This is a genomic window from Kitasatospora sp. NPDC001527 (assembly GCF_040298605.1).
Classification (GTDB): Bacteria; Actinomycetota; Actinomycetes; order Streptomycetales; family Streptomycetaceae; genus Kitasatospora.
On record NZ_JBEPAM010000070.1, the window covers coordinates 26,529 to 32,528 of the forward strand.

4 protein-coding genes are annotated in these 6,000 nt (G+C 72.9%); 2 read left to right on the plus strand and 2 right to left on the minus strand.

The genetic code is table 11. The features are described 5' to 3' along the window. Positions 1 to 151: 151 nt before the first annotated feature. Positions 152 to 1,435 carry an outer membrane protein assembly factor BamB family protein gene (locus ABT238_RS35930; protein ID WP_350805327.1) on the minus strand — a complete coding sequence of 428 codons (1,284 nt, stop codon included), beginning with the start codon at positions 1,433 to 1,435 and terminating at the stop codon, positions 152 to 154. 222 nt (positions 1,436 to 1,657) lie between these two features. Between ABT238_RS35930 and ABT238_RS35935 the strand changes: the two genes are divergently transcribed. Together ABT238_RS35935 and ABT238_RS35940 are read left to right on the plus strand one after the other, a co-directional pair. Then, complete coding sequence (locus ABT238_RS35935; RefSeq protein WP_350805331.1) at positions 1,658 to 2,023, plus strand: hypothetical protein; 366 nt, start codon at positions 1,658 to 1,660, stop codon at positions 2,021 to 2,023. A 218-nt stretch (positions 2,024 to 2,241) separates the two neighbouring features. Beyond that, positions 2,242 to 3,852: an amidase gene (locus ABT238_RS35940; protein ID WP_350805337.1), complete on the plus strand. Its 1,611-nt coding sequence runs from the start codon at positions 2,242 to 2,244 to the stop codon at positions 3,850 to 3,852. Between the two features lie 380 nt (positions 3,853 to 4,232). Here the strand turns inward: ABT238_RS35940 and ABT238_RS35945 are convergent, their stop codons facing one another. Beyond that, positions 4,233 to 5,855 carry an alpha/beta fold hydrolase gene (locus ABT238_RS35945; protein ID WP_350805342.1) on the minus strand — a complete coding sequence of 541 codons (1,623 nt, stop codon included), beginning with the start codon at positions 5,853 to 5,855 and terminating at the stop codon, positions 4,233 to 4,235. Positions 5,856 to 6,000 lie beyond the last annotated feature (145 nt).

Genomic DNA, 6,000 nt, shown 5'->3' on the forward strand with positions numbered 1-6,000 from the left:
GGGCACATCCTCGGCACTTCCGTAGGCATGGCCCAGAGCAGCCCGGTCGATGTCGTCCGACCCAGCCAGCAGGTCGTTGGATCGGTTCATGATTCACACGCCCGCACACGCCGCTGACACCGAGCCCACGGGGCCGCTGCTGGGTGTGGGGTCAGGTGGTGGCGCAGTCCAGGACTCGACCGTCGGACGTGCCGACGAGCAGGCGGCCGGGTTCGATTGCGGTGAGCGCGGTCGGGACGGCTGGGGCGCCGGCGATGGTCAGCTGGTGGCGCCAGCGGAGGGTGCCGTCATGGAGGTCCAGGGCCAGGAGCCCGCCGTCGCGGTAGGCCAGGTAGGCGGTGTCCGCTCCGGTGTCGAGATCGGTGGCGACGTGGTCGGTCCGGAAGATCCAGCGGGGCACGCCGTCGGAGGCCGCGCGGCGAACGACGAAGGAGCCGCCGGGCTGTAGGCCTCGGCCGTCGTGGACGGTGCCGGCGTACACCAGGTCACCGTCCCCGGTCTCCGCGCCCGGGCCGGGGAAGTGCGTCTGCCCGGGCTCCCAGGAGAACGGGAACAGGGGTTGGGCGCACGGCCCCCCGGGGGAGCGCGCCGCGAGCCAGTCCTGCTTGGGTCCCCGGCGGGCTCGTACGACCTGGCGAACGTAGCCCCGGCTGCCGTGCCGGATCCGCAGGCGCTCCTGCCGGTCGACGTACGCGGTGGTCCGGTGCTGGATCAGCAGGCCGTCGGCGAGGGCGGTGCGTACGGGCCGCTCCGGGGTGTCCTCCTCCTGGTCGAGGGTGGCCAGGACGGTGCCGTCCGGCAGTTCCTCGACGGCGAGGACGTGGCGCCGGGGCTCCCAGTCCGGGGTCAGCGCGGAGAGCGCCCGACGGGCTTCGTCCCGTCCGTCGGGGCGCGGGGCGGGCACCCGGGGGCCGGCCAGGTCGGCGGCGGTGAGCGAACGGGGTGCGGCAGCACGCCAGTCGGGCCGCCGTACGACGGCGACATGGCCCTCGATGTGTGCCTTCCGTTCGTCCTTGTAGTCGTCGGGCGGTGCCATCAGCACGCGCAGGGCCTGTCCGTCGAGCCAGGTCAGTCCGAGGACCTGGCGGCCGAAGTCGTGCTCGATGAGGGTGGTGGCGGAGCCCGTGGCCCAGTCGAGCAGGAGCAGCTCGCCCTCGAAGAAGTAGCCGCCGTCGTACTTCCCGGTCCCGACGGCGAGCAGGGGTTCCGTCGGGTGGAAGGCCAGGGCGTGCAACGGGAACCGGGTCCGGAGCACGGCCCGGCAGCCGAGGTCTCCTACGCCGTACACCGCCACCGTCGCCATCCGGGCGAACCCGGGCTCACCCGCCACGGCGAGCAGACCACGCCCCTCGTCGGACACAGCCAGGACAGGCTCACCGGCCTCGGCGAACGGGCGCTCACCGAGGACGCGCAGGACATGGAGCGGGGAGGTCATACCGAAGATCCTCCCAGCCGGTGCCGTCGGATCTACGCGCAGCCCTTGGGCCAAGACCGCGCAGCCGGCCACCCTCTTGAACCGGCCGTCAACCTTCGACGACACGGGTCACGGTGACCGACCGGCTCCAGACGCTGCACACCGTCCACGGAAGTGCCGTCCCCGGTATCGACGGCGCGGCTTGCCACAGCGCCGACGGTGCCCCCCGGGACCCTGCTCCCCATGCTCGGCACCCAGCAGAGCCTCCTCCTGGACGCCGGGGAACTCGCCCAGGACGCGGTGGAGCACCTCGACACCGAGGACTTCCCCGCCACCAGGAAGCACCCGCCCCGGCCCGGGAGCCGGCCGAAGGAGTCGGACATCCTTCACGCCGCGCCGCCGGGCCACGCCGTGCGCGGCCTGGTGCAGCAGCGCCCGCAGGTGGGCCCGGCCTCCGTGGCGCGCCGTCGCGGTGAACTCGCGGCCGGTGCGCATGGTCGCGCAGCGAGTCGGGTCACCGTCGCCGCCCGGTACGGTCCTCCGCTCCCAGGTCCGCTCCAGGCCCGCTCGCCCGCCTCGCCGGCCCGTTGGCGCGGGCCGGGCCGCTGAAGAGGTGGGGTAATCCCCACCCCTCGGTCGGGGGGCGGCCCTTGATCGTTCGGGGGGTTCGCCCCGTGTCGGCGGGCGGGCGGGCGCGCCTAGCGTGGTGGGTACGGGATCGAGGCCGCGCGCCGCGCCCGCCGTACCCGGCGGGGCGGGGCCGTCGGCGGGGCCCGTTTCGGGCGCCCCGCGTCGGGGTGCCTCGGCAACAGGGGTAGGAGAGAACGATGCGTTCATTTGTCAGGACTCCGCTGCGCTGCGCCGCGGTCGCGGCCGTGTCGATGGCTCTGCTGGCGCCGGTGGCGGCGCGGGCCGACACCGGTCCTGCGTCGGACGGCCGGGTGGCGGGGGTGGACCTGGACGGGGTGACGATTCCCGGTCTGCAGCAGGCGATGGATGCCGGGAGGTTGACGTCCGCGCAGCTGACGCGGGCCTACCTTCAGCGGATCCGGCAGCTGAACCCGCGCCTGCACGCGGTGGTGACGGTGAACCCGGACGCCGCGGCCCTGGCCCGGCAGAGCGATGCCCGGCGCCGCTCCCACCAGGGACGCGGACCGCTGGAAGGCATTCCGGTCCTGATCAAGGACAACATCGACACCGCCGACCGGCAGCCCACCACCGCCGGGTCGACCGCGCTACTGGGTTCGCGGCCCGCCAAGGACGCCGACCTGGTGCGCCGGCTGCGGGAGGCCGGGGCGGTGGTGCTGGGGAAGGCGAACATGTCCGAGTGGGCGAACTTCCGCGACCCCGACATCCCGGCGGGCTGGTCCGCGACCGGCGGCCAGACCCGCAACGCCTACGTCCTGGACCGCAGCCCCTGCGGTTCCTCCAGCGGATCGGCGGTGGCCGCGGCGGCCTCCCTGGCGGCGGTGACCATCGGCACCGAGACCGACGGATCGATCGTCTGCCCCTCCAGCGTGAACTCCGTCGTCGGGGTGAAGCCCTCGCTGGGGGTGGTCAGCCGCGGCGGCATCGTGCCGATCACCGCCCGCCACGACAGCGCCGGCCCGATCGCCCGGAACGTCACCGACGCCGCCCTGACCCTGTGGGCGATCGCCGGAACCGACCCCGTCGACCCCGACACCGCCCCCGCGGCCGGCACCCTGCCCGCCGACTGGCGCACGATCCTCGACCCCAACGCCCTCAAGGGCAAACGGATCGGTGTCTGGCGCCAGGGCCACACCGGTGTCGACGCCGACGTGGACCGGGTCTTCGAGGCCTCCGTCCAGCGGCTGAAGGACCTCGGCGCCACCGTCGTCGAGGGCACCGACATCCCCGAGACGGACACCATGGCCGGCGAGCACATGCTCCCCGCCGTCCTGACCGAGTTCAAGCACGACCTCAACGCCTACCTCGCCGCCACCCCCGGCACCCACCCCCGCAACCTCGCCGAGCTGATCTCCTACAACGACCGGCACACCGCCACCGAAGGCACCTACGGCTCCGACATCCTCCAGATGGCCCAGGACACCCACGGAGACCTCGACGACCCCGCCTACCGCAGCCACCGCCAGGCCGCCACCGACCAGGCGCGCCACGCCATCGACGACACCCTCGCCGCATACCGCCTCGACGCCATCGTCACTCCCACCGAACTGCCCGCCCCCGCCATCGACTACCGCGGCGAGGGCAACGCCTTCGCGACGTCCACCCGGGCCTCCGCCGTCGCCGGCTACCCCCACATCACCGTCCCCGCCGGCTACGCCGGGCCCCTGCCCCTGGGCCTGTCCTTCCTCGGCACCCGATTCAGCGACACCCGACTCCTCGGCTACGCCTACGCCTTCGAACAGGCCACCCACGCCCGCCGCGCCCCGCACTACCTCCCCACCCTGCCCTGACGGGCCCGTCCCGCGGGCGGGTTCCTCGGGTGGGGGTGTCGCGGTGGCCGCGCTCTCGCGGACATCCGGCACGGAGGCCGCCGGAATGACCAGGTGTCCCGCCCCGCGGAGCCCAGTGATCACGGACCCGCCGCAGGAGTGACCGAGCACGATCAAAGGCTCCGGCGGCGAGTCGATGGCGGCCTGGACCGCGGCTGTGTCAGCCGGCGACGTGCCCTTGTGGAGCTGGGGAGCGACGGCCTCGGTTGCCGCGGTCCGCAGGGGTTCTGCCACCACCAGGGCGAAGCGTTCGGGACGGTGCTACAGGCCAGGAACGAGCACCATGGCGGCCGATGCGCGTGTCTCCTCGGGTCGGTGTCAGGCGAGTGATCGACGGTCGGTCAGCCGCATTGCTGCAGCAGGCCGTCCACGTACGCCTCCAGCCGTTCCGCCAGCACATCGGACGTCAGATCGCCCCGGCCCAGTTCACGCCACGGCCCGGCCAGCTTCGCCGCATCGGGGCAGTAGTGCAGGGCGTCGAGCAGCCGCCAGTACAGGTGGTCGGGGTTGTCGGCGAGGCCGCAGCCGCCGTGTGCCTCGTACCGCTCACGGAAGTCCAGCCCGTACGCCGGCCCGTGCAGCAGCGCGAGCGCGGTCGAGCAGTGCGCCACATCCAGGTCGGCAGGTCCCCACGAGGTCTCGACCCAGTCCACGACACCGGTGATCCGCAGCCCGGGACCGGCTCCCGTGAAGAGTACGTTCCCGGGGTGGAAGTCGCGGTGCAGGAAGCAGCCGTCGTACGGCGGCGGGTCGCGGCGGATCACGTCGACGGCCCGCTCCCACAGGGGGCCGTCCGGGGTGCGGAGGCGTTCCGGGGACGTCCACGCCTGGTACGTGCGCGGCTTTTCGTCCGGTACGACGCCGTGGATGCCGACGAGCTGGGCCGCGAGCAGGTCCAGACGCCGGTCGAGGTCGTCCTCGTCCACGCGGACGCGGCCGGGCAGCGCGGACATCAACAGGGTCGGGTGGTCGCAGTGTTCGGCCGTGGCATCCACGGCGACGAAGTCGGGCGCCGGGATGCTCTCCTGCCCGCCGAGCAGTGTCAGGACGGACGCCTCGCGGGCAAGCAGCCCGGGCCCGTGGTGGCGGAAGAACGGCTTGACGAAGGTCCGTTGCACCAGGGCAGTGCCGTCGTCGAGGGCGAGCCGGCGCATCTGGGAGCTCCAACCACCGGACAGGAGGCGCGAGCCGGTGACCTCGCGGCCGTTTCCGAGGCGCTCGGCAACCCACGCACGCGTAGCCGACCAGCCCTGGTCGCCGAGGCCGGTCAGCACCGCCTCCACGAACTCCCGCCGGTCCTCGGTGTGTTCGCGGAACCACATCCCCAGCTGGTGCTGTGCGTCCGGAAGGTCGAACCGCGTGTACTGGGAGCGGGTGGCCAGCGCGTCCTGGACGGACTCGGTCACCGCGGCCGGGATCACCGCGTCCGTGCCCGGCACGGCGAGCACCGCCCGGCCCTCGTACGCCCGCAGCACCTGAAGCGCGGGCGCCTCCCGCCAGCTGTCCGGCCGCCGGATGGTCCCGCTGAACCGCCCGTTGCCTTCCTCGAAGGGCACGTCCCAAGCCGCGGCGGCATACACGGCGGGCGCGCACAGCCCCAGCGCCGCCACCCGGTCCCCGTAGTGGGCGACGAGGTCCGCCACCGTCTGCCCGCTCATGCTGAAACCCACCAGGACCAGCGGCCCCTCCGCCCCGCCATACGCGTCGATCACCGCGACGGCCTGCTCGAACCGTCGCCGCAGGCTCAACTCACTGAGCTTTCCGGTACTTTCGCCGTGCCCGGAGAAGTCGAAGGCAATCCCTCGGCAGCCGTGGGCCACGAACTCCCGTACCAGCGGGAGCAGTCGCTCCGTGCTGCTGTTGCCCGCGCCATGCAGCACCACGGCGGTGACCCCGGAGGGATCGCCGCCGTGCACACCGCTGAGCCGTTCACCGTCGTGGTCGTGCGCGAATTCGAAGAGCATGCCCCCTATTCACTCACGCCGTGGCCTTCGTCCCTCGGGAGTATCACCGTTGCCCTTGTGGCTTTGTTGTGGGGTTGCTGGGGTTTGCGGGTTTGTGGTGGGTGGGTGGGTGCTGGGTTTGGTTGAGTGTGGGCTTTTCTCGGGT